The organism is Mycobacterium sp. 663a-19, assembly GCF_035616495.1.
Classification (GTDB): domain Bacteria; phylum Actinomycetota; class Actinomycetes; order Mycobacteriales; family Mycobacteriaceae; genus Mycobacterium.
In genome coordinates this window covers 332411-353418 of the sequence record NZ_JAPJAV010000002.1, presented here as the reverse complement: position 1 = coordinate 353418, position 21008 = coordinate 332411, and the positions used below count along the sequence as shown (strand labels likewise).

General features: G+C 64.9%; 23 protein-coding genes. 18 read left to right on the top strand and 5 right to left on the bottom strand.

The annotated features are described in order from the left end of the window. The first annotated feature begins 13 nt into the window (after positions 1–13). The 5 genes from rpsF to dnaB all read left to right on the top strand — a co-directional run bounded on the left by rpsF (position 14) and on the right by dnaB (position 3627). The gene (gene rpsF, locus OQ968_RS05990; protein WP_067007424.1) at positions 14–304 is read left to right on the top strand and encodes a 30S ribosomal protein S6; all 291 of its coding nucleotides are present in this window, start codon (positions 14–16) and stop codon (positions 302–304) included. A 108-nt stretch (positions 305–412) separates the two neighbouring features. After that, positions 413–937: a single-stranded DNA-binding protein gene (locus OQ968_RS05985; RefSeq protein ID WP_324675671.1), complete on the top strand. Its 525-nt coding sequence runs from the start codon at positions 413–415 to the stop codon at positions 935–937. Between the two features lie 39 nt (positions 938–976). Then, complete coding sequence (gene rpsR, locus OQ968_RS05980) at positions 977–1231, top strand: 30S ribosomal protein S18 (protein WP_324675670.1); 255 nt, start codon at positions 977–979, stop codon at positions 1229–1231. A 27-nt stretch (positions 1232–1258) separates the two neighbouring features. After that, on the top strand, positions 1259–1717 hold the full coding sequence (gene rplI, locus OQ968_RS05975) for a 50S ribosomal protein L9 (protein ID WP_324675669.1): 459 nt from the start codon (positions 1259–1261) through the stop codon (positions 1715–1717). A 533-nt stretch (positions 1718–2250) separates the two neighbouring features. Continuing rightward, on the top strand, positions 2251–3627 hold the full coding sequence (dnaB, locus tag OQ968_RS05970) for a replicative DNA helicase (RefSeq protein WP_324675667.1): 1377 nt from the start codon (positions 2251–2253) through the stop codon (positions 3625–3627). A gap of 109 nt (positions 3628–3736) precedes the next feature. Here the strand turns inward: dnaB and OQ968_RS05965 are convergent, their stop codons facing one another. The 3 genes from OQ968_RS05965 to OQ968_RS05955 are packed head-to-tail and all read right to left on the bottom strand — an operon-like array spanning position 3737 to position 5845. Next, positions 3737–5113, bottom strand: coding sequence for an LAGLIDADG family homing endonuclease (locus OQ968_RS05965; protein WP_324675665.1), 1377 nt, complete (start codon positions 5111–5113; stop codon positions 3737–3739). Positions 5114–5141: 28 nt separating this feature from the next. Beyond that, on the bottom strand, positions 5142–5597 hold the full coding sequence (locus OQ968_RS05960; protein ID WP_324675663.1) for a type II toxin-antitoxin system VapC family toxin: 456 nt from the start codon (positions 5595–5597) through the stop codon (positions 5142–5144). Next, complete coding sequence (locus OQ968_RS05955; RefSeq protein WP_324675661.1) at positions 5594–5845, bottom strand: FitA-like ribbon-helix-helix domain-containing protein; 252 nt, start codon at positions 5843–5845, stop codon at positions 5594–5596. The genes OQ968_RS05960 and OQ968_RS05955 overlap by 4 nt, the downstream gene beginning before the upstream one ends. Before the next feature lie 423 nt (positions 5846–6268). Here OQ968_RS05955 and OQ968_RS05950 point away from each other — a divergent pair, with 423 nt between their 5' ends. Next, positions 6269–7570, top strand: a complete 1302-nt coding sequence (locus OQ968_RS05950) for a DUF2786 domain-containing protein (RefSeq protein WP_324675659.1) — start codon at positions 6269–6271, stop codon at positions 7568–7570. Positions 7571–7673: 103 nt separating this feature from the next. On the opposite strand, the gene OQ968_RS05945 is transcribed toward OQ968_RS05950, so the two are convergent. Further along, positions 7674–8705 (bottom strand): fused (3R)-hydroxyacyl-ACP dehydratase subunits HadA/HadB, encoded by a 1032-nt coding sequence (locus tag OQ968_RS05945; protein WP_324675657.1) that lies wholly within the window; start codon positions 8703–8705, stop codon positions 7674–7676. 362 nt (positions 8706–9067) lie between these two features. Here OQ968_RS05945 and OQ968_RS05940 point away from each other — a divergent pair, with 362 nt between their 5' ends. From OQ968_RS05940 to OQ968_RS05890, 11 genes are all read left to right on the top strand, one after another. Beyond that, complete coding sequence (locus OQ968_RS05940) at positions 9068–10246, top strand: Rieske 2Fe-2S domain-containing protein (protein WP_324675655.1); 1179 nt, start codon at positions 9068–9070, stop codon at positions 10244–10246. 1 nt (position 10247) lies between these two features. Continuing rightward, positions 10248–11108, top strand: coding sequence for an alpha/beta hydrolase (locus OQ968_RS05935; RefSeq protein WP_324675653.1), 861 nt, complete (start codon positions 10248–10250; stop codon positions 11106–11108). Further along, a complete protein-coding gene (locus OQ968_RS05930) occupies positions 11095–11385 on the top strand; it encodes a hypothetical protein (RefSeq protein ID WP_324675652.1) in 291 nt (96 codons plus the stop codon). Before OQ968_RS05935 ends, OQ968_RS05930 begins: the two co-directional genes overlap by 14 nt. Continuing rightward, positions 11378–12202 carry a hypothetical protein gene (locus OQ968_RS05925; protein WP_324675650.1) on the top strand — a complete coding sequence of 275 codons (825 nt, stop codon included), beginning with the start codon at positions 11378–11380 and terminating at the stop codon, positions 12200–12202. Before OQ968_RS05930 ends, OQ968_RS05925 begins: the two co-directional genes overlap by 8 nt. Positions 12203–12238: 36 nt before the next feature. Next, entirely contained in the window at positions 12239–12586 is a 348-nt protein-coding gene (locus tag OQ968_RS05920) for a non-heme iron oxygenase ferredoxin subunit (protein WP_324675649.1), read from the top strand. 28 nt (positions 12587–12614) lie between these two features. Then, entirely contained in the window at positions 12615–13829 is a 1215-nt protein-coding gene (locus OQ968_RS05915; protein ID WP_324675648.1) for an NAD(P)/FAD-dependent oxidoreductase, read from the top strand. Between the two features lie 118 nt (positions 13830–13947). Beyond that, the gene (locus OQ968_RS05910) at positions 13948–15096 is read left to right on the top strand and encodes an acyl-CoA dehydrogenase family protein (RefSeq protein WP_324675647.1); all 1149 of its coding nucleotides are present in this window, start codon (positions 13948–13950) and stop codon (positions 15094–15096) included. Further along, positions 15093–15926 (top strand): enoyl-CoA hydratase family protein, encoded by an 834-nt coding sequence (locus OQ968_RS05905; RefSeq protein ID WP_324675646.1) that lies wholly within the window; start codon positions 15093–15095, stop codon positions 15924–15926. Before OQ968_RS05910 ends, OQ968_RS05905 begins: the two co-directional genes overlap by 4 nt. A 5-nt stretch (positions 15927–15931) precedes the next feature. Then, positions 15932–17143 carry an acyl-CoA dehydrogenase family protein gene (locus tag OQ968_RS05900; protein WP_420715837.1) on the top strand — a complete coding sequence of 404 codons (1212 nt, stop codon included), beginning with the start codon at positions 15932–15934 and terminating at the stop codon, positions 17141–17143. After that, positions 17140–17910: an SDR family oxidoreductase gene (locus OQ968_RS05895; RefSeq protein WP_324675644.1), complete on the top strand. Its 771-nt coding sequence runs from the start codon at positions 17140–17142 to the stop codon at positions 17908–17910. Before OQ968_RS05900 ends, OQ968_RS05895 begins: the two co-directional genes overlap by 4 nt. Continuing rightward, positions 17907–18329: a RidA family protein gene (locus tag OQ968_RS05890; protein ID WP_324675642.1), complete on the top strand. Its 423-nt coding sequence runs from the start codon at positions 17907–17909 to the stop codon at positions 18327–18329. Before OQ968_RS05895 ends, OQ968_RS05890 begins: the two co-directional genes overlap by 4 nt. On the opposite strand, the gene OQ968_RS05885 is transcribed toward OQ968_RS05890, so the two are convergent. Next, positions 18316–19167, bottom strand: a complete 852-nt coding sequence (locus OQ968_RS05885) for a PaaX family transcriptional regulator C-terminal domain-containing protein (RefSeq protein WP_324675640.1) — start codon at positions 19165–19167, stop codon at positions 18316–18318. The genes OQ968_RS05890 and OQ968_RS05885 overlap by 14 nt on opposite strands. Before the next feature lie 140 nt (positions 19168–19307). Between OQ968_RS05885 and OQ968_RS05880 the strand changes: the two genes are divergently transcribed. Next, on the top strand, positions 19308–21002 hold the full coding sequence (locus OQ968_RS05880; protein WP_324675638.1) for an AMP-binding protein: 1695 nt from the start codon (positions 19308–19310) through the stop codon (positions 21000–21002). Positions 21003–21008: the final 6 nt, after the last annotated feature.

Here is a 21008-nt window from a genome sequence, read left to right as displayed (position 1 = left end):
TGGTGAGGTTTCCATGCGTCCATACGAAATTATGGTCATTCTTGACCCCACACTCGACGAACGCACCGTCGCTCCGTCGTTGGAGACGTTCCTCAACGTCGTCCGCAAGGACGGCGGAACCGTCGAGAAGGTCGACATCTGGGGCAAGCGCCGGCTGGCCTACGAGATCGCCAAGCACGCCGAGGGCATCTACGTCGTCGTCGACCTGAAGGCCGAGCCCGCGACGGTGTCCGAGCTCGACCGGCAGCTGAGCCTCAACGAGTCCGTGTTGCGCACCAAGGTGATGCGCACCGACAAGCACTGACGGCAGCAACGGCGGCGCTGGCTGCCCGCTGTCGGCGCGCTTGCGTAGGCTCAGCGAGGAACACGCTCATGACCATCACTCGTCCCCAGGCGGATCCAGGAGGAAATTGTGGCTGGTGACACCACTATCACGGTTGTCGGAAACCTGACCGCTGACCCCGAACTGCGGTTCACGCCGTCGGGCGCCGCGGTGGCGAACTTCACCGTCGCGTCCACGCCCCGGATCTACGACCGCCAAAGCGGGGAATGGAAGGACGGCGAGGCGCTGTTCTTGCGGTGCAACATCTGGCGCGAGGCGGCCGAGAACGTCGCGGAGAGCCTCACCCGCGGGGCGCGGGTGATCGTGACCGGGCGTCTCAAGCAGCGTTCCTTCGAGACCCGCGAGGGCGAGAAGCGCACCGTGGTCGAGGTCGAGGTCGACGAGATCGGTCCCTCGCTGCGCTACGCCACGGCCAAGGTCAACAAGGCCAGCCGCAGCGGCGCCGGCGGCGGCGGCTTCGGCGGTGGTGGCGGGGGCGGATCCCGTCAGGCACCGCCGGCGGCCCAACCGAGCGGCGGCGGCGGGGACGACCCGTGGGGCAGCGCCCCGGCTTCGGGCTCGTTCGGCGGCGGCGACGACGAACCCCCCTTCTGACCAAGAAACTTCAATCGGTAAACGGAAAGAAAGACAGACATGGCCAAGTCCAACAAGCGGCGGCCGGCTCCGGAAAAGCCGGTCAAGGCGCGCAAGTGCGTCTTCTGCGCGAAGAAGGAGCAGGTGATCGACTACAAGGACACCACGCTGCTGCGCACCTACATCAGCGAGCGCGGCAAGATCCGGGCGCGTCGTGTCACCGGCAACTGTGTGCAGCACCAGCGCGACATCGCGCTCGCGGTGAAGAACGCCCGCGAGGTGGCCCTGCTGCCGTTCACCTCCTCGGCGCGATAGCCCAGGCTCAACCGAAAGTACGCAACGATGAAGCTGATTCTGACCGCCGATGTCGAGCACCTCGGCACCGTCGGCGACACCGTCGAGGTCAAGGACGGGTACGGCCGCAACTTCCTGCTCCCGCGCGGGCTGGCGATCGTCGCCTCGCGCGGCGCGCAGAAGCAGGCCGACGAGATTCGCCGCGCCCGCGAGACCAAGACCGTGCGCGACCTCGAGCACGCCAACGAGATCAAGACGGCGATCGAGGCGCTGGGACCGGTTTCGCTGCCGGTGAAGACCGCCGCCGATTCGGGCAAGTTGTTCGGCTCGGTGACAAGTGGTGACGTCGTCGCGGCCATCAAGAAGGCCGGCGGGCCGAACCTCGACAAGAGAATCGTCCGGCTGCCCAAGACACACATCAAAGCCGTCGGCACCCACCCGGTATCGGTGCACCTGCACCCCGGGGTCGATGTCGAGCTCGCGCTCGAGGTCGTCGCGGAGGGCTAACCCCCTCGGCGTTCACCCGACTCGCCCGCCGGGCGCCGCATCGGGCGGCCGCAGAATCCTAGGCGCTGTGCGGGCGCTTTGCGCCCACTTTGGACGATCGCCCAGCCCGTGTCTGGCGAACTTTTTCGGGGCCGCTCCAGAGGGGTCGCCGTAACCGGGGCTTAACGTTGCGAAAATACGGCCGAAAGCCAACACGCCCGACTCGGTAACCTGTCGCGACACGCCGAAGAGATTCTTGTCCACACCAATTGTGCGGTGTTGTACTGCGCTTATCTGCAGCTATGTCAGGACGTCGAGGAATAATCCACAGGTTCTCCACACCCCGCTCAACACAGGTGCCGACGGATATGCACACACGATGCACAGCGTTATGAACAGCACCCCCTTTAAGTACTCGCCAGCAACGCCTACCGTCGTCCCGGCGCCGGCCATACCGGCGCTCGAGCGCGGGGTGTCGGTGCCCCGACTTACGCTCTTGAATGCCGGGTGTCGAATGTATGTTCGGCTAGCCTTGTCGGAGGGAGGTGAGGGCCATGGCGGTCGTCGATGACCTAACGTCCGGCATGGGCGCCTCGCCCCCGAGTGAGGATTATGGCCGTCAGCCGCCGCAGGATCTCGCCGCGGAGCAGTCGGTGCTGGGCGGGATGCTGCTCAGCAAGGACGCCATCGCCGATGTGCTGGAACGGCTGCGCCCCGGCGACTTCTACCGGCCCGCGCACCAGAACGTCTACGACGCGATCCTCGACCTCTACGGCCGTGGGGAGCCGGCCGACGCCGTGACCGTCGCCGCCGAGCTGGATCGCCGCGGGCTGCTCCGGCGCATTGGCGGCGCCCCGTATCTGCACACGCTGATCTCGACGGTGCCGACCGCCGCCAACGCGGGCTACTACGCGGGCATCGTGGCCGAGAAGGCGCTGCTGCGCCGGCTGGTGGAGGCCGGCACGCGGGTGGTGCAGTACGGCTACGCGGGCGCCGAGGGCGCCGACGTCGCCGAGGTGGTCGACCGCGCGCAGGCCGAGATCTACGACGTCGCCGACCGTCGACTCTCCGAGGACTTCGTTCCGCTCGAGGACCTGCTGCAGCCGACGATGGACGAGATCGATGCCATCGCCTCCAGCGGCGGCGTCTCACGCGGCGTGCCGACCGGATTTAACGAACTCGATGATGTGACCAATGGTCTGCATCCCGGGCAGATGATCATCGTGGCGGCCCGACCTGGAGTGGGGAAGTCGACACTGGGACTAGATTTTTTGCGCTCGTGTTCGATCAAGCACCGCATGGCCAGCGTCATCTTCTCGCTGGAGATGAGCAAGTCCGAAATCGTGATGCGGCTGCTCTCGGCGGAGGCGAAAATCAAGCTCTCCGATATGCGTTCGGGCCGGATGAACGACGACGACTGGACGCGGCTGGCACGACGGATGAGCGAAATCAGCGAGGCCCCACTGTATATCGATGATTCGCCCAACCTCACCATGATGGAGATCCGTGCCAAGGCGCGCCGGCTACGGCAGAAGGCCGACCTGAGGCTGATCGTCGTCGACTACATGCAGCTGATGACATCAGGCAAAAAGTTCGAGTCGCGTCAAGTGGAAGTGTCCGAATTCTCAAGGCATCTCAAGCTTTTAGCTAAGGAACTCGAGGTTCCGGTGGTCGCGATCAGCCAGCTCAACCGTGGTCCCGAGCAGCGCACCGACAAGAAGCCGATGCTTTCCGACCTTCGCGAATCGGGTTCCTTAGAACAGGATAGCGACGTTGTGATCCTGCTGCACCGGCCAGATGCTTTCGATCGCGACGACCCACGCGGGGGAGAGGCGGACTTAATTTTGGCCAAACACCGTAACGGTCCGACCAAGACGGTCACTGTCGCGCATCAGTTGCATCTTTCACGCTTCGCCAACATGGCGAGATGAGGCAATTATTGTCGCGAGGCCGCGAAGGTTTACGAAAGTGCGTTGTCCCGCAAGCGTTACTACTCAAGGTCTAGCCGAATCCTCCACGTGCCCGAAAGCTGCGCTGAAATCAAAACTTGAATCGCACCACCACGCCCTGAACCACGACAGGACTGCCCCCGGCATCAGCGATGCTGTACGCATCACGGTTGCCCAAGCTCGCGATGTCGACGACGCTATCCCAATAGATGTCATTCGTCGCAAGGTCGTGCAACGCGGGATCGTCCAGAATGACGGATATCCGATGCAGCCTGGCGCGGCCTGGCGCGTGGGTCCACATCCGGGGACCGTCAAATCTGGTGTTGGTCGCGCGCGCGAAGTCCATTTCGGACCAGTTCTGTCGCGCCAGAATCGTTTTAACCCGTACCCAGATCTCGAGCGGGATGGTATCCGTACCTGGCCGACGCGCGCGTCCAGCCAGCTTCTCGACAACCTCCTTGGCCTTGATGCCGCGCTCCCCGTGCACGCCTACCTTCGTAAGGAAGGCGATCTGGTTGGCGGCTCGGTCAATGGTGAGGAACCAGCAATCGCGATAGCCCGCCTTCGTCGTACGCGTAATCTTGCTCTGCACCCCCATCCGAAGAAGTAGGAGCATCACGTCGTCGATTAGGCGCCGGCTTGTCGAGGCGTAGTACACCCGCCCCTGCTGCGTCTTCGCGTCCCAGCGCACCGAACCGTCCGTGGCCCATAGGTGCCGCAAGAACAGGGCCACTTGCTCGTCGGGAAGCGAGAACACCTCGGGCGGAACGAACTTGTCATAGCTACGCAGACCAAAGAGGCCGAGATTATCCAGCCATTCCGCGATCGGGTTGCGCTTGCCGTGCGTCAAACGAAAAGGAGCAGGCAACCGCAATGTCGTCACACGCGCCGCCGCGTACTCGTCGCGGATAGGTGTCACGCCGAAATGTGCGGCCGCGATGGTCACGGCCACGAGGTTGGCCTCATCGACAGATGCATAACGAATCGGCTGCCGCTTGACGCAGGAGCCGTCACCAATCATGTGCGCCAAGAGGATTACCTCTGAGTCATGCATCCGATTCGCTTGCACCGGTTCGCCGAGTCGGCGGAGCACAGCAATCCTGGAACCAGCATGCAGCTCTACCAGAGGCGTCCAGCCATCCACCTTCAGGACATGTTGCCCAGATGTCAGCACGAGTTGACGTCCGGATGCCAGGCTCAGCCGGAACACCTCTTGACTGCGAGTCAGAACGCGCCCCGTGGCACGTCGCCTGACGAGGCGCATTCGCTCGTCGACTGACCACAGGAGGGGACTCACACCAGTACGCATCAATTCGTCCAGCGAGACTTCGAATCCGGTGTCTGCCCGCGCCACCCGTGTCTGTGACGGCTTCGCCACGCCTGCGGGGTTCCCGTAGCCCTGTCTGACCGACCAATCCGTTCGGGCAACTAGTTCACTAGCCGAACCCGCATCATCACGCTCTGTCATGTTCCGAGGCTATTGCTACCGACCGACATCACCTGCGGGACAGAACGTATTGCCGCCCGACAACTATCATGTCCCAGGGGTTGACCAAGTCGACGCCGGTTCCGTCGAAGTGGCGAGTATTGCGGGTAGCTACAATTGCGTGCCGGGATGCGGCGATAGCGGCGATTTGTACGTCACGGATCTCCACCGCAAGCCCGGCTCGTTGCCGGGTGGCCGCGATAGTCCCAGCAGCGATCGCGGCCGTCAGGTCGAAGGCTTGCACACGGCCGTCGAGGTCTTCGTCGAGGAGTTGAGAAAAGGTCTCGTCGAACCGCTTGCGTCGGCGGCTTGGTGTCAGAAGTTCTATGCCAGTGCGTATCTCGAATACAGTGACCGATGTCGTCCAGATCGATTCGGCGGGCTGATTGTCGAGCCATTCCACGACGGCCGGATCGGGTGTGTCCCGCATCAAAGCGGAGAGCACATTGGTGTCAAGCACGATCATGATTCGTTGAATCGCGCCGGCTGGACGGGCTGTCCGCGTAGTTCGGGTATGTCCTCGGTCAGGCCCTTGCCTTTGAAGCGGGACGCGATACGCGACCCTAGTCGTCCAGGCGGATCATCGACGCTCCGGACAGCGTTCCGCAGGATCTCGCGGACCTCTTCCTCGGTGCTGCGACCATGTTGACGGGCTAGCCGCTGCAGCTTGGACTTAGTGTCGTCTTCGAGTTGACGAATCAGAATCTGCGCCATGTGCGAATGATATCATGCTATCATCTGTCGTGCATTGACCTCGCCGGCGATTGTCGCGCCACGCGGCCTCGATAGGTGGGCACCGTTGACCGAAGTGCCATCAACATGGCCCAGAGTCAATGAGAATGCCTCAGACTCAGTGATAACGGGGGGATCGGAGGCGACCCTCCGCGGGGACTCCGCGACGATGCCGATACAAGTGTGCCGTCACGTGATGAATCCCCCACTGCATCGGCACGCTTGTTGAGCTACTGGACGTCCTCCCGGGGGAGTGCTCGCAACGTTCTGAAGAAGCGGATGAAGATATCGTTACGCCGGCTGCGCGGCGCCGATCTGCTGGGTCAATCTGGGCATCCAGTCCAACGGTGGCCTTCGCGGCGCGTCTGCCGCAAAGTGTCGGACCCCTTCGCAAGAATCCGGTGCATGAGCAGACGCAATCGCGAGAAGCGGACGGCCAAACAGAAGAGTCGGCGCCGGGCGGCCACTGAGCGAGAGCGCGTCGGCTTGGACCCGGAGGCGGACCGGGCGCTGCTTCTGGAGCGCCTCGTCGTGGCGTTGAGTACGGCCGCTTCGTGTCCCGGCGATCACGCGCCGCGGCATGCGGCGGCACTGTTCGAGGACTATCGGGCCTACCCGCGCGAGCTCGACGTTGCCGCCGACGTCACCATGAACGAGGCGATCAGAGCGGCGTGGGACCACGGCTGGTTGCCGTCCGATCTGCACGAGGTCGCACGCCGCAAGCTACCGGCAGGCGAGGTCCGCTACCTCGATGAGGCCATCGTCCGCGAGTCTCGGCGGTATGCGGTGGCGACACTGCATCCGAATTGGCGGGCCGATATCGCCGTGCTTGCGGCCACCGTCGATGTCGATGCGAAGACGCCGCAGATGTGGCGCTGGGCCGCATCGAACGCTGTCGACCGGCGGATGGCCCTGACCGTTGTCGTGAAGCTGTTGAATCTCCTCGGCAGACTTCCCGTGCTCGGGGCGGTTCTGCCGCCGCCCGGGGCGCATCGCCACGCGCCGACGGCGGTGAACGGTGTCGACGAGAAGGCTCTCGGCAAAGTGCGCGCTCTGCTGGCGAAGGCTGAAGCCACCGAGTTTCCCGACGAAGCGGAGGCCCTTTCGGCCAAGGCCCAAGACCTGATGAGCCGGTACTCATTACAAGAAGCACTGAAGCACCACGACCGCGGCCAGGTGCCGGTGGCCGCCGCGCGACGGATCTGGATCGAGAACCCCTATGCCGCCGCCAAGACAGCGCTGGTGCAAGTGGTGAGCCAGGCCAATCGTTGTCGCGCGGTATGGGCAGAGCGCCTCGGATTCGTTACCATCGTCGGCTGCAAAACCGACCTCGCTCTGGTCGAATTGCTCAGCACTTCGCTCCTCGTCCAAGCCAACCGAGCCATGCTCAGTGCCGGGCGCCGCCAGAGTGGCAATAGGCACACACGAACCAGGTCATTCCGGCAAGCATTTCTGCTCGCATACGCCCAGCGCATCGGCGAACGACTCGACAGCGCCAGCGCGTCGGTCACCGCGGAGGTCAAGCGGGACGGTCGACTACTTCCCGTGCTTGCAGCCAACAGCCGGGCTGCCGATGAGCTCTGTGATCGACTGTTCCCGTCGACGACGCCTCGCGCGGTATCAGGGTCCGACGTTGCCGGCTGGGGCGCCGGGCGCGCAGCGGCGGATATGGCCGTGCTCGACACGCGGGATTCGATCGCAGGCTAGAAGTTGCCGTGACCTTCAGGTGCGGCTCGTGTTGTGGCCCAGTAGTTTTCGTGCGAGCCCGGGTCGGGCTGATGGGGGCCGGCCGCCACCAAAGACCGACACCTCAGCGGAACCGGATGTTCAACGTCGCCAGGCCGAAGATCTTCCGGCCGCCGGACTTCGCGGTGACAATGACGACACCGCTGCGGGTTTCCGGGTCCAGCGACTTGACGCGGCCACTGAACTCGATGTCCGCGCCTTCGGCCGCCGACACGATCGCGGGCTGGGACAGTCGCACCGCGTAGCGGGTAACCGCACCGGGGTCGCCCGACCACGCGGAGGCGAATCCGGCGCCCAAACCCATGGTGAGCATTCCGTGGGCGATCACATCGGGCAGCCCGGCCAGCTTGGCGATCCCCTCGTCCCAGTGAATCGGGTTGGCGTCGCCGGCCACGCCGGCATAGTTCACCAGGTCGCCGCGGGAGAGTCGGGTGTGGCGCACCGGTAGCTCGTCGCCGACCTGCACGTCTTCGAAGGACGGCGTCCCCGGCGTGCGGGTCGTGCCCGCGTCGGCGATCCGAACCTCGCCCTCGGGGCGCACGGTTTTCTCGTAGGAGGCATCGGATTGACCGACGGCCGTGATGTCCACGTCGTGCATCATCATGTTGTGCACGGCCGTCTTGACTGCGGGATCGACATCCTCGGTGGTGAGACCGACAACGGTGGTGTGCAGGGTGTGCACCCGTTCGCCGGCGGTGTCGGTGAATGTGTTGGTCACGGTGATCAGGTCCCTGCCGGCGATCCTGCGGACCGACGTCAGTTCGACGTCGACATGCAGTTCGTCGCCGGCCACGATCGGGCGGTGCTGCTCGAAGACCTCTTCGGTCTGCATGTAGGTGTCGTAACCGACGACCACCTGCTCGAACATGTGCCGATTGCACGTCATGCCCGGCGTCGACGTGAACGTCAGCGGCGCCACCAGGTCCGGATAGCCCAGTTCAGCCGCGGCGGCGAGATCCCAGTGCGCGGGGTGATAGTCCTGCACCGCGCGGGCGTACTCGCGTAGCTTTTCGCGGCCGACCTGGTAGGTGCCGTCCATCTGGTAGTAGTGGCCGACCCGCGATTCGATCGCCGACGCTTCCGCTGCTGCGGTCATGAAATTCACTCTTCTATCGGCTTGTTCGCTAAGGCTGACCAAAGCACACTAGCGCGCGGAGACCGTTGTGCTACACGCACCTGCTGCCGGACGACTCGGGCGCAGCGCCGACGGCAGTGCGGCTTGTTTTGGAGGACGTCGCCCTATGATGCCGCGAGGGCACGGACGGCGGTGCCGGACCTTCAAAGCGGTTGGAGGCGACGACCGCAGTGTGACACCGGCCTCCACCAACGACGTAGCGACGCTGGCCGTTGGCCCCTCGTCGGTTCGGTGGCGGGGTCGGTAGTTCAACGGATGTCGGACGAGGGCGCGGTTGGCATAGTCGCGGGCACCGTCAGCCAAACGACAAGGAGGCGACTCCGGTGACAGCGGCCGATCAGCAAACCGGCACCAGTATCGATATGCCTGCTGGCTCCACTGCATCCAGGGGGTCGAAGTGGCCCCGGTATCTGCAGGCTGAGCTGGGGTTTAGCAACCATTGGCATCCAGTGTTGTTCGGCCATGAGTTAGCCGAAGGCGGGTTCATGTCGGTGAAGGTGCTGGGCCGGCAGGTGTTGTTGACCCGCACCGACGGACAGGTGCGTGCGATCGACGATCGGTGCGCGCACCGCGGGGTGCGGTTTTCGGCGCAGCCGTTGTGTCTTCAGAAGGGCACGGTGTCGTGCTGGTATCACGGCTGGACCTATAGCCTCGATGACGGTCGGCTCTGTGATGTGTTGACGTCGCCGAATTCGCCAGTGATCGGTCAGGTCGCCATCCCTGTGTATCCGGTGGCCGAGCGTCAGGGACTCGTGTTTGTATTCCTCGGCGATCAGCAACCGCACGATCTCGCCGAGGATGTGCCCCCGGGCTTCCTCGACGCCGACACACACTGTCTGGGAATCCGGCGCACGGTGGCGTCCAACTGGCGGCTCGGGGTGGAGAACGGATTCGACACCACCCACATTTTCATGCACCGCAACTCTCCGCTTGTGACGGAAAACCGGCTCGCCCTGCCCTATGGGTTCGTGCCCGCAGATCGCGGGGCGATGGAGGTGCACAGCCAGGGCTGGCCCAAAGGGGTGGTGGACAACCTCGCGCAGAACTATCGGCCGATCTTTGAGGCCCAGTTAGGCGGGGAGGCGGTGCTGCACTTTGAGCTGACCGATGACCAGAAGCGGGTGGCCGCCCAGGTCAGTGTGTGGCTGCCCGGAGTGCTCAAGGTCGACCCATTCCCTGACCCCACGCTGATCCAGTACGAGTTCTACGTGCCGATCAACTCCGGCCAGCACGAGTATTTCCAGGTGCTGCAGCGCAAGGTGTCATCCGAAGCCGACATCGCCTCCTACGAGCGGGAATTCGAAAGCAAGTGGCGGGATTTGGGTTTGCACGGCTTCAACGACGACGATGTGTGGGCGCGTGAAGCCCAGGAGGAGTTCTACCGCGACCACAATGGCTGGGCGAATGAGCACCTGTTCCCGCCCGACATGTGCATCACCAAATGGCGCCAACTCGCCTCCACCCATGCCCGCGGCCTGGCCCACTTGGAATCGACCACATGACATGACCATCACCACCACCACTGCAGACGAACGCTTCATCCAGGCTGACTTGGTCAGAACCCACTACTGGGAATCAGGTACCGGCGAGCCGCTGCTGTTGATCCATGGCGGGGGTGCGGGCGCCGACGCCTGGGGCAACTGGGCGACCTTGATCCCCACGTACGCAACGAATTTCCGCACCATCGCCTACGACATGGTCGGGTTTGGGCAAAGCCTGCTGAGTCGTGATGACGACACCGGTTTCAACTACTCGCAGGGCGATCGTGTCGCCCACCTGTCGGCCCTCCTGGATGCGTTGGGGCTGCAGCGGGTGTCACTGATTGGCAACTCAATGGGCGGCGCAACGGCGCTGGGGTTGGCGATGACCCAGCCGGAGCGGGTCAAAAAGCTGGTTTTGATGGGTAGCGCCGGGCTCAACCGCGCCTTCTCGCCCCAGTTGCAGACCATCTTGAATTACCGCGAACCCAGCCGCGACGCTATGGCCGACATCGTGCGCGCCCTGACCCACGAAAGCTTCGTGCCTCCCGAGGATCTGGTCGACTACCGCTACACCCTCACTCGCGAGCCCGCGGTGATGGACGCCTACCGGCGCACCATGGCATGGGTGCGCGAACAAGGCGGGCTGCACTATGGCGAGGACGAGATCGCTGCCGTCGGGGTTCCCACGCTTGTCGTCTGCGGCCGCGAAGACGCCGTCGTGCCACTGATGGAGTCGGTACGGTTCCATCAACTCATCGAGGACTCGCGGCTTTACGCCATTCCCCGATGCGGGCATTGGGCGATGATCGAGCATCCCGCGGAGTTCGGCCGCATCTCCTGCGACTTCCTGTCCTCAGAGGTCGACCGCGATGAGTTCCGCTGAACTGAGCCGTATGGTCGAGGACGGACTCGTCAGCGCCGAGGCGTGGAGCGCCATCCGTGCCCTCGACGACGACTTCCTCGCCCGGTACGCCCTGACGCCCGAGGAGGCCGCGACGGTTCGCAACAAGCCGACACCTGACAAACTGGCGTCGCTCGGGGTGCCGCCGCTGCTGGCCATGTGGGGATCGTTCATGGCCAACCCGGACTTTGAAACCTCCATGAGCGCAGGCGAATACTTCACTGCGGCGCCCTACCGCGTGGAGTGCGCCGATGGGTAACGTCATCGGGGCATTCGCCACTTCGCACACCATGTTCCCGAGCAGGGGCGTCGAGACTCAGGCGCAAAAGGTTGTCGACGGCTTCGTTGAAGTCGGGCGCCGAATACGCGCCTTGGGCCCCGATGTTGTGCTGATGGTGTCATCCGAACACGGGCCGACACTGTTACCCAGCGGGCCCCAACCTCCATACACCGTGGCGGTGACCGAATCTTTTTCGACGTTCGGCGAAATGAATATTCCCAAGGTGCAGATCGCCTCCAACGCCGATTTCGCCGGGGGCTTCATCAGCCACGCGGCGGCCCGCGACTTCGACGTCGCGTCGATGAGCACGATCCGCGCCGACCATGGGCTGGCAATCCCGATCCTGATGATGTTTCCGGACAACGACATAGCGGTAGTCCCGCTGATCATCGGAACCCAGTCGCCGAATTCCCTTGCCACACCAAGCCGTTGTTACCGGCTGGGCAAGGTATTGGCAGACTACGTCGCAACCCGCGATGAGAACGTGGTGGTGGTCGGTTGCGGAGGTCTTTCGCACTGGCCGGGTACGCCCCAAATGGGCCGAATCAACGAGGAGTTCGATGCCGAGTTCCTGGCGCTTCTTGCTGCCGGTGACGGCGGCTACGCCGCGGCTTGGTCCAACGACTACATTCTCGAGCACGCCGGCAATGGCGGACTGGAGATCCGCAACTGGATCTTCGCTGCCGCGGCCATCGGCGACCGGGGTGGCGAGGCCCTCTACTACGAACCGATCAAAGCGTGGGTGACAGGTATGAGTGCCTTTGCTTTCACCAGTCCACAAGAGGGCGCGGCGTGAGTGGCTCGCCTGTTGTCAGTCAGGAGTGAGGGGAACATGACTGTGGAAGGCACCCGCCGCTGCAAGCTGCTGAGGATCGCGGACTATACCGATCTTGCAGAGGAGCAGCCGCTCGGCGTGGAGGCCGGCGGCGAGGAAGTGCTGGTCGTGCGCATCCGCGGGGTGGTCTACGCCATCGGAAACATCTGCAGCCATGCCGAGGCGTGGCTGGATTCCGGTGTAGTTCACCCGGACAGTTTGGAGATCGAATGTCCCCTGCATGAAGGCAAATTCGACCTTCGCACGGGAGAGGCCACGGCTCTGCCGTGCGTGGAGCCGGTGAAAAAATTCGACGTCGTCGTTGATGGTGCTGACGTCTTCCTCGCACGCACCGACGGCGACTAGCACACTCACCAGTCGGTGGGACGATGCCATGACAGCGCAGCGCACGCCGTATCTGATCATCGGGGGTGGTCTGGCCGCCGCCAGCGCGGCGGAGACACTAGCCAAAAAACAACCAGGCGGGGTATGTCTGGTCAGCGCGGAGCATCACTTTCCCTACGCGAGACCGCCGCTATCGAAGGCGATACTGTCCGGCGAGAATGCACCATTTTCGGCGTACCTCAAGCCCAGCGATTTCTATCGCGACCGGGGGATCGATGTCGTCCTCGGCGATGCGGCCATCGGACTGAACACCGAACAGCGTGTGGTGAGGCTGTCCTCCGGGCGCCACATGGGTTACGAGACTTTGCTTCTGGCCACCGGCCTGGTGCCCGCACCGCTGGACATTCCTGGGTTCTTGTTGCCGGGCGTCCACACGCTGCGCAACTTGGAAGACGCGATCGCTTTGCGCGACGAGATTGCCCCGGGGCGACGGGTTGTCGTGATCGGGGGAGGCTTCATCGGCTGCGAGGTTGCGTCCAGCGCCATCGCCCGTGGTGCGCATGTCCACGCCGTCGAAATGGACGCGGTGCTGATGGAGCGCGCCGTCGGCCGCGACGTCGGGCAGATTCTCACCGAGCACCATCGCCGTGCCGGCGTGCACACCTACCTGGGCGCAACGGTGGTGGAGATCCGCGGCGACCACCGAGTCGAGGCGGTGTGCCTGGACACAGGCGCCGTATTACCCTGTGACGTCGTCGTAGTGGGGGTCGGCAGCCGCGCGGCCACCTCTTGGCTCGCGGACAGCAGCATCGCGCTGTCGGAGGGAGGGATCGTTGTCGACGCCCACTGCCGCACCGCCGACCCGCATGTCTACGCCGCCGGGGACGCCGCCGCGACCTATTCGCCGCTGCTCGACCGCTATGTGCGCATTGAGCACGAGTCCAACGCGCAGCAGCAGGGTGCGGTGGCGGCCCGCAACATGCTGGGCGGCACGACCGTCGACAAATCGCTCCCGTTTGTGTGGTCTAAGCAGTTCGACTTGGACATGTGGTGCGTTGGGAACACCCGGGCGTACGACAGCGTGGAAATCGGCGGGGATGTATCGGCCCATAAGTTCGTCGCGGTCTACCGGGCGCAGGGCCAACCGGTCGGCGTGTTTGGCGTCAACAGCGACGCACTCGGTGTCGCCCGCAAACTGATGCGCACTGCCGACGACGGGTTCACGTTGGCCGACCTACTGGCCGCAAACCGACAGGCGTCTTGACGGTGGTACCGGCGGATTCCAGTCTTACAATCACCGAGGCGTGTATGGCGTATTTGTGACGAACGTGCTATAAACGACATATCTTGCTCCCGTACGTATTCGTTTTCTCTAGGAAGCCATGCCAGCATTTGCGCTCACCGCCGAGCAGCGCGACCTGGTGCGCGATGTCGGCCAAGTGGCCGCCGAGCTCCGACCGCTCGCGACCGCTGGACCGTGCGGGCGGGTGAACCGGGACTTGCTGCGAGCCCTGGGCGAGCGAGGCCTGCTCGCGCGGATGTTCGCCGCCGACGGCACGGCAAAGGCGGCCGCGATGGACCTGTGCCTGCTGCGCGAATCGCTCGCAGCAGTGAGCACCGAGGCTGAGACGGCGCTGGCGCTGCAGGGCCTGGGCAGCTATCCCTTCCTGCTGTGGGGAAACCCAGCGGCAAGAAACCGGTGGCGCGCCGCCGTCGTGGACGGCAGCGCCGTGGCCGCCTTCGCGCTGAGCGAACCGGGCGCCGGGTCCGACGCCGCAGCGCTGAGCCTGCAGGCACGGCCCGACGGGCGTGGATGGCGCCTGCACGGGGAGAAGATGTGGATCTCCAACGCGCCCGACGCCGACGTCTACACGGTGTTCGCCCGCACCAAACCGGGGACGGGGGCACGCGGGATCACCGCATTCGTCATCGCGGGAGACAGTCCAGGGCTGGGCGGTGAACACCTCGAGATGCTGTCTCCCCACCCGATAGGACGGCTGACGTTCGACGGCGTGCCAGTCGGTCCCGAGGAGGTGGTCGGCGAAGTGGACGCGGGGTTTCGGGTCGCCATGCAGACCCTCGACCTGTTCCGGCCCAGTGTCGGCGCGTTTGCCCTCGGTATGGCCCAAGCGGCCCTCGATGTCGCCATCGAACACACCATGACCAGGGAAGCGTTCGGGGGTGTTCTGTGTGACCAGCAGGCGGTCGCTCACAAACTGGCCGACATGGCCACCCGCCTGGAAGCCGGCCGGCTGCTGGTCTACAAGGCCGCCTCGGCCTACGACGCGGGGTGTGATCGCTCCGAGATCACCTACCGCTCGGCGATGGCCAAGCTCGAGGCGACCGAGGCGGCTCAGTTCGTTGTAGACACTGCCGTGCAACTGGTCGGCGCCCGGGCTCTACAGCGGGGACACCCGCTCGAGCACCTTTACCGCGACGTGCGCGCCCCGCGCATCTATGAGGGTGCCTCGGAGATCCAGCGCACCATAATCAGCCGCCACCTCACCCAACTAGGACAGGAGACCCGTTGACCAGCAACCCTTTTCGTGCCTCTGCGCCGCTGACCCAGGTGTGGAAACACTTCGACTTCACCGTTTCCAACGGGGTAGCCACTGTGACCCTCAACCGGCCAGAGAAACTCAACGCGTTGACCTTCGACAGCTACGCCGACCTTCGCGACCTGCTGTGGGAGCTGCCGTATCGCACCGACACCCGGGTGCTGGTCGTCCGCGGGCAGGGCAAGGGCTTCTGCGCCGGCGGGGACGTCAACGAAATCATCGGCGAGCTGATCAAGATGGAGCCCGATCAGCTGATGGCGTTCACGAAGATGACCGGCGATGTGATCGCTGCCATGCGCGACTGCCCGGTCCCCGTTATCGCCGCGATCCACGGGATCGCTGCGGGAGCCGGGACGGTCATCGCGCTTGCCGCCGACTTCCGGGTGGTGTCGGCGTCGGCCCGGTTTGCGTTCCTGTTCACCAAGGTTGGGCTCGCCGGCGCGGACATGGGCGCCGCCTACCTGCTGCCCCGCATGGTTGGGACCGGCCGGGCCACTCAGTTGCTGATGCTCGGCGACACGATCGACGCGGCCACCGCCGACCGCTACGGCCTGGTCAGCGAACTGGTGGAAGATGAGGCCTTCGACGGGGCCGTCTCGCAGCTGGCCCGGCGCCTCGCCGACGGGCCGAGTCTCGCCTACAGCCAGACCAAAACGCTGCTGGCCCGCGAGCTCGACGCATCCTTTCACGCAGCCCTCGAGCTGGACGCAATGACGCAGGCGCTGCTGATGACCACCCACGACCACGCCGAGTTTCATGCCGCCTACAACGAAAAGCGCCCTCCGCAGTGGCTGGGACGGTGAACCCGGTGCTATCGCACACCCTGGGCGCTGAAGGTCGCGGGGCCGCTGCGGCGCGGCGGCCCGACCCGCTGGATTTCTTGGCGATCGACGCGCAGCTGACCGGCGAGGAGCGCGCGATCGCCGAGACGGTGCGCCGCTACGCCGTCACCGAGCTGGCGCCGTACGTAGGTGAATGGTATGCGAAAGGCGCGATCGACCGTTCCATCGCGCCGGGACTCGGGCGGTTGGGGTTGCTGGGCATGCACCTGCACGGCTACGGGTGCGCGGGCACCAGCGCTGTGGCCTACGGGTTGGCCTGCCGTGAGCTGGAAGCGGTCGACTCCGGTCTACGCAGCTTCGTGTCCGTGCAGGGATCGCTGGCGATGTTCGCCATTCACCGCTGGGGATCCGAGGACCAGAAGGCCGCATGGCTGCCGCTCATGGCGGCCGGAGAGGCGATCGGCTGCTTCGGGCTCACCGAGGCCGACGCGGGTAGCGACCCCGCGTCGATGCGCACCACTGCCCGCCGAGCCGGCGGCGACTGGGTGCTCAACGGCGCCAAGATGTGGATCACCAACGGCGAACTCGCCGACGTTGCGGTGGTCTGGGCGGGCACCGAGGACGGCATTCGTGGCTTCGTGGTGCCCACGACGGTCCCCGGATTCACTGCGCACCCGGTGCCGCACAAGCTGTCACTGCGCGCCTCGGTGACCTCGGAGCTGGTGTTCGACGAAGTGCGGCTGCCGGCGGGGGCCGAGCTTCCGGACGCCCGCGGACTGCGGGGCCCCCTGAACTGCCTCAGCGAGGCGCGTTACGGGATTTTGTGGGGCGTGGTCGGGGCGGCACGTGAGTGCTTCAAGGAAGCTCTGAACTACACCACTGTGCGCAAGCAGTTCGGCCGGCCGCTGGCCTCATTTCAGTTGAGTCAGCGCAAGCTCGCCGACCTGCTGATCGCGGTCACCACGGCCAACCTCATCGCGCTGCAGATCGGGCGGCTCAAGGACACCGTCGGGATTCATCCGGCCCAGATCAGCTTCGGGAAATTGGCTAATACGCGCTCGGCGCTCGAGGTGGCGCGCACCGCGCGCGGCATGCTCGGCGCCGCGGGCATCACGCTGGAGCACACCGTCATGCGCCACCTGGCCAACCTCGAGTCCGTTCTCACCTACGAAGGCACCGAGGAGATACACGCCCTGACGCTGGGCAGACACATCACCGGGTTTTCGGCGTTCCGGTGACCACGCCGCGAGTGTGCCTCGTCACCGGTGCCAGCAAGGGCATCGGGCTGGCCATCGCGCGCCGGCTGGCCGCCGACGGGCATTGCGTCGCGATGGCCGCCCGATCGCGAGAGCCGCTTCAAGCCGCCGCGCGCGCCGTGGCGGACGAGCACAACCATCCCGTCCTGCCGGTGGCCTGCGATGTCACGTCCCCACCCGATGTCGAAACCCTCTTCGCCACCATCGAACGGCATTGGGCGCCGGTGGAAGTCCTGGTGGCCAACGCGGGCGCGGGGTGGGCTTCGCCGCTCACCCAGACCAGCGACGACGACTGGCAGCGGGCGATAGACCTCAACTTGACCGCCCCGTTTCGGTGCGTGCGCACCGCGTTACCCGCGATGGTGCAGGCCGGATGGGGGCGGATCGTGGTGGTGGCCTCGATTGTGGCCAAACGGGGGGAGGCTCAGGTGAGTGCCTACACCGCCAGCAAGCATGGTGTGTTGGGCCTGGTACGCGCTGCCGCAGTGGAGTATGCGCGCGCCGGCATCACGGTCAACGCGGTGTGCCCGGGCTATGTGGATACCCCGATGACCGACGTTACGGTGGCGGCCATCAGCGCCCGTACTGCCCGCTCTGCGGACGACGCCCGAGCGATGCTGGCCCGGCGGCAGCCGATCGGCCGGCTCATCCATGCCGCCGAGGTCGCCGAGGCGGTCCGATTCTGCATCATCAACGCTGCGGTCACCGGGCAAGGCATCAACGTCGACGGGGGAGCGCTGCAATCGTGACGGCCGCGTTTATCAACCCCGGTGACCTGCCCAGGCCATCTGGCTTTTCCCACGCGGTGCGCGCCGAGGGCATTGCGGTGTACCTGGCCGGGCAGACCGCCATGGACGCGACAGGAGTTGTAGTCGGCGACGGGGTCGTCGACCAGTTCGAGCAGGCGCTGAGTAACTTGCTCACCGCGCTGCGCGCCGCGGGCGGGACGCCTAAAGATCTGGTCAGCCTGACCATCTACATCGTCGATGTGGACGACTACAAACACCATGCCAAGCAAATCGGGCAAGTGTGGCGGCGGCTGGTCGGGCCGACATACCCGGCAATCGCCGGGGTGGGAGTGGCGCGGCTGTGGGATGCCGAAGCGCTCGTGGAAATCCAGGGTATTGCCTGTGTACCACCCATGGCGAGCCCGGTCAGCGGTGAATGACGCGCATCGCGTGCTCACGGGCCGGCGCGCTGAGCACCGCGTTCAGCTTGCCGAAAAGTTCGTCCGCCGTGACCCCGTTCCATCCGGCCGGGAGTAGTGACAGCGGAAGACCCGGATCCAGGTACGGCAGCCGGCGCCAGTCGGTCAGCATCGGTACATAGACACAAAACGCCTCGCGGGGGTCGACGGTGTCGCTGCCGAACCGAGTCAGCACCGGCCGGTGCCTGGCGACGAATTGGCCATACAGCGCCGAAAGGTTGTCGAGATCCCACCACTCGCGCACCTTGGTGCGCAGACTGCCGAATGCGAGATGATCACCGACGAACATGTCGACATAGTCGGCGAGTTGCTGGCGTTCCAGTACTTGCCTGGTTTCATCGCTCAACTTGCCCGGCGCGATCCACACCCCTTGCGCCACCACGCCGAAACCCAGCCGGATCAGCGCGGTCCGCAACGCGTGGCGCTTGTGCCGCTCGGATTCGGGGATGGAAAACACCACCAGCACCCAGCCGTCCTCGACAGCAGCACGGGCGCGATCAAAGATCCGGACATCACCTTCAGCCAAGATGGCAAGCGCCTGCGGCGACAGTGAGTACCCCGCGACCCCACCCAGACGATGGCTGGCGAGCATTCCCCGCTGCTTAAGACGCGAAATCGACTTGCGCACCAGCGGTCCCGCGGCGCCGAGATCGCTCATCAGCTCGACCACCGACGCCACTGACAACCAGTTCTGCTCCGCACGCGCATACAGCCCGAACAGCGTCAAGATCAGGTCCCGTGGTTGCGGCTCGGTGGGCCAGGGCAGCGCCGGGTTGGTTGGCGTGGTGGCGCTCGGCATCGGCTCTCCTCGCTGAACGGGACTACCCGATCTCGGTCCGGCGTCCGGACAAGCCGAGCGCGGCATCGGTCAGCCCCCATGGTGACTGACGGTCCCATGAGGACCGTTGGTCACACCCGTCGTGTCGGGCCGTCCGGCGCGTGACTGCCCATACGGCAGGATATCCAATAATATTGACGAGCGTTATCGATACGGTATATATTTCGGACACTTCGAGCCTCAACGGAGGTCCAGTCATGCCGATGTCACTGACGGCACACGCCGACACGTTCTGTCGTGATCATCTGCCCCCGCGCGATCAGTGGCCGCACTTGGAGTTCGAGCTGCCCGCGTTGCACTACCCCGCGCGCATGAACTGCGGGACCGTACTGCTGGACGAGGTCGTCGATCGACTTGGCGGTGACCGCCCATGCGTGATTACGCCCACCGAGTGCTGGTCCTATGCCGATGTGCTCCAGCGGGCCAATCAGGTAGCCCAGGTGTTGTGCGAGGATTTCGCGGTTATCCCGGGGCAGCGCGTGTTGCTGCGCGGGCCCAACAATCCGTGGCTTCTGGCGTGCTGGTTCGCAGTGATCAAGGCCGGCGCAGTGGCGGTCACTACGATGACCCTGTTGCGTCGCCACGAGCTGAGCCAACTGATCGACCTCGTCAAACCGGCGGTCGCAATATGCGACCATCGCTTCAGCGACGAGCTGCTCGCGGCGCTCCACAGCACCGACGACGTGTCGGTGCTGCAGTACGGCGGCCCGGAGCCCGACGACCTCACTGCGCGGGCCGCGATCAAATCCGGCGTGTTCACCAATGTCGACACCGCCGCCGACGATGTGGCGCTCTTGGCGCCAACCTCCGGGACCACCGGCGCGCCCAAGGCGACGCTGCAGTTTCACCGCGACGTGCTGGCTGTAGCCGACACGTTCGCCGAACACGTCATCGCTCCACGACCCGACGACGTGTTCACCGGAACACCGCCGCTTTCGTTCACCTACGGGCTCGGCGGGCTGCTGATCTTCCCGATGCGTGTCGGTGCGGCCACGGTGCTGCTGGAGAAGCCGACGCCAGACGCGCTGGTCTCGGCGGTCGCCGACCTGGGTGTCACCATTTTGTTCACTGCGCCCACCGCCTACCGCGCCCTGCTTCGCGAGGGCAAAGCCCGCTCGCTGACCGGGCTTCGGTGCTGCATGTCGGCGGGCGAACATCTGCCTAAATGGGTATGGCAAGCATTCAAAGACCAATCAGGGCTGTCGATCATCGACGGCATCGGGGCCACCGAGATGATGCACGTGTTCATCTCATCCACTCCCCATGACATCCGGCCAGGCTCGACCGGCCGGGTGGTGCCGGGCTACCGCGCCGAAATCCTCGATAGCGAGGGGGATCCGGTAGCAGATGGTACCCCTGGTCGCCTAGCCGTCATTGGGCCGACGGGTTGCCGCTACCTGGCCGATGAGCGGCAACGCAACTATGTCCAGCACGGCTGGAACATCACCGGCGACATCTACATTCGCGATTCTGACGGATACTACTGGTACCAGGCACGCAGCGACGACATGATCGTGTCCTCGGGTTACAACATCGCCGCTCCCGAGGTAGAGGAAGCGTTGGAGCAACACCCCGACGTGGTCGAGTGCTCCGTCGTCGGCAAGCCCGACCGCGACCGCGGCGCGGTGGTGCACGCCATTGTGGTGCTGCGGCCCGGTGTCGCGGGCGACTGCCACAAGGCCAGCGAACTACAGGCTCACGTCCGCAGTGTTCTGGCGCCCTACAAATACCCACGCAGTATCGAATTCACCGACGCGATCCCGCGCACGGTTACCGGCAAGGTGCAGCGCTCTTAACTACCC

What these genes read in the sequence shown, in the direction of transcription:
- rpsF (WP_067007424.1), top strand. Translation starts at nt 14, where the DNA reads ATGCGTCCATACGAAATTATGGTCATTCTTGACCCCACACTCGACGAA.
- rpsR (WP_324675670.1), top strand. Translation starts at nt 977, where the DNA reads ATGGCCAAGTCCAACAAGCGGCGGCCGGCTCCGGAAAAGCCGGTCAAG.
- rplI (WP_324675669.1), top strand. Translation starts at nt 1,259, where the DNA reads ATGAAGCTGATTCTGACCGCCGATGTCGAGCACCTCGGCACCGTCGGC.
- dnaB (WP_324675667.1), top strand. Translation starts at nt 2,251, where the DNA reads ATGGCGGTCGTCGATGACCTAACGTCCGGCATGGGCGCCTCGCCCCCG.
- OQ968_RS05965 (WP_324675665.1), bottom strand. Translation starts at nt 5,113, where the DNA reads ATGACAGAGCGTGATGATGCGGGTTCGGCTAGTGAACTAGTTGCCCGA.
- OQ968_RS05960 (WP_324675663.1), bottom strand. Translation starts at nt 5,597, where the DNA reads ATGATCGTGCTTGACACCAATGTGCTCTCCGCTTTGATGCGGGACACA.
- OQ968_RS05955 (WP_324675661.1), bottom strand. Translation starts at nt 5,845, where the DNA reads ATGGCGCAGATTCTGATTCGTCAACTCGAAGACGACACTAAGTCCAAG.
- OQ968_RS05950 (WP_324675659.1), top strand. Translation starts at nt 6,269, where the DNA reads ATGAGCAGACGCAATCGCGAGAAGCGGACGGCCAAACAGAAGAGTCGG.
- OQ968_RS05945 (WP_324675657.1), bottom strand. Translation starts at nt 8,705, where the DNA reads ATGACCGCAGCAGCGGAAGCGTCGGCGATCGAATCGCGGGTCGGCCAC.
- OQ968_RS05935 (WP_324675653.1), top strand. Translation starts at nt 10,248, where the DNA reads ATGACCATCACCACCACCACTGCAGACGAACGCTTCATCCAGGCTGAC.
- OQ968_RS05930 (WP_324675652.1), top strand. Translation starts at nt 11,095, where the DNA reads ATGAGTTCCGCTGAACTGAGCCGTATGGTCGAGGACGGACTCGTCAGC.
- OQ968_RS05925 (WP_324675650.1), top strand. Translation starts at nt 11,378, where the DNA reads ATGGGTAACGTCATCGGGGCATTCGCCACTTCGCACACCATGTTCCCG.
- OQ968_RS05920 (WP_324675649.1), top strand. Translation starts at nt 12,239, where the DNA reads ATGACTGTGGAAGGCACCCGCCGCTGCAAGCTGCTGAGGATCGCGGAC.
- OQ968_RS05915 (WP_324675648.1), top strand. Translation starts at nt 12,615, where the DNA reads ATGACAGCGCAGCGCACGCCGTATCTGATCATCGGGGGTGGTCTGGCC.
- OQ968_RS05910 (WP_324675647.1), top strand. Translation starts at nt 13,948, where the DNA reads ATGCCAGCATTTGCGCTCACCGCCGAGCAGCGCGACCTGGTGCGCGAT.
- OQ968_RS05885 (WP_324675640.1), bottom strand. Translation starts at nt 19,167, where the DNA reads ATGCCGAGCGCCACCACGCCAACCAACCCGGCGCTGCCCTGGCCCACC.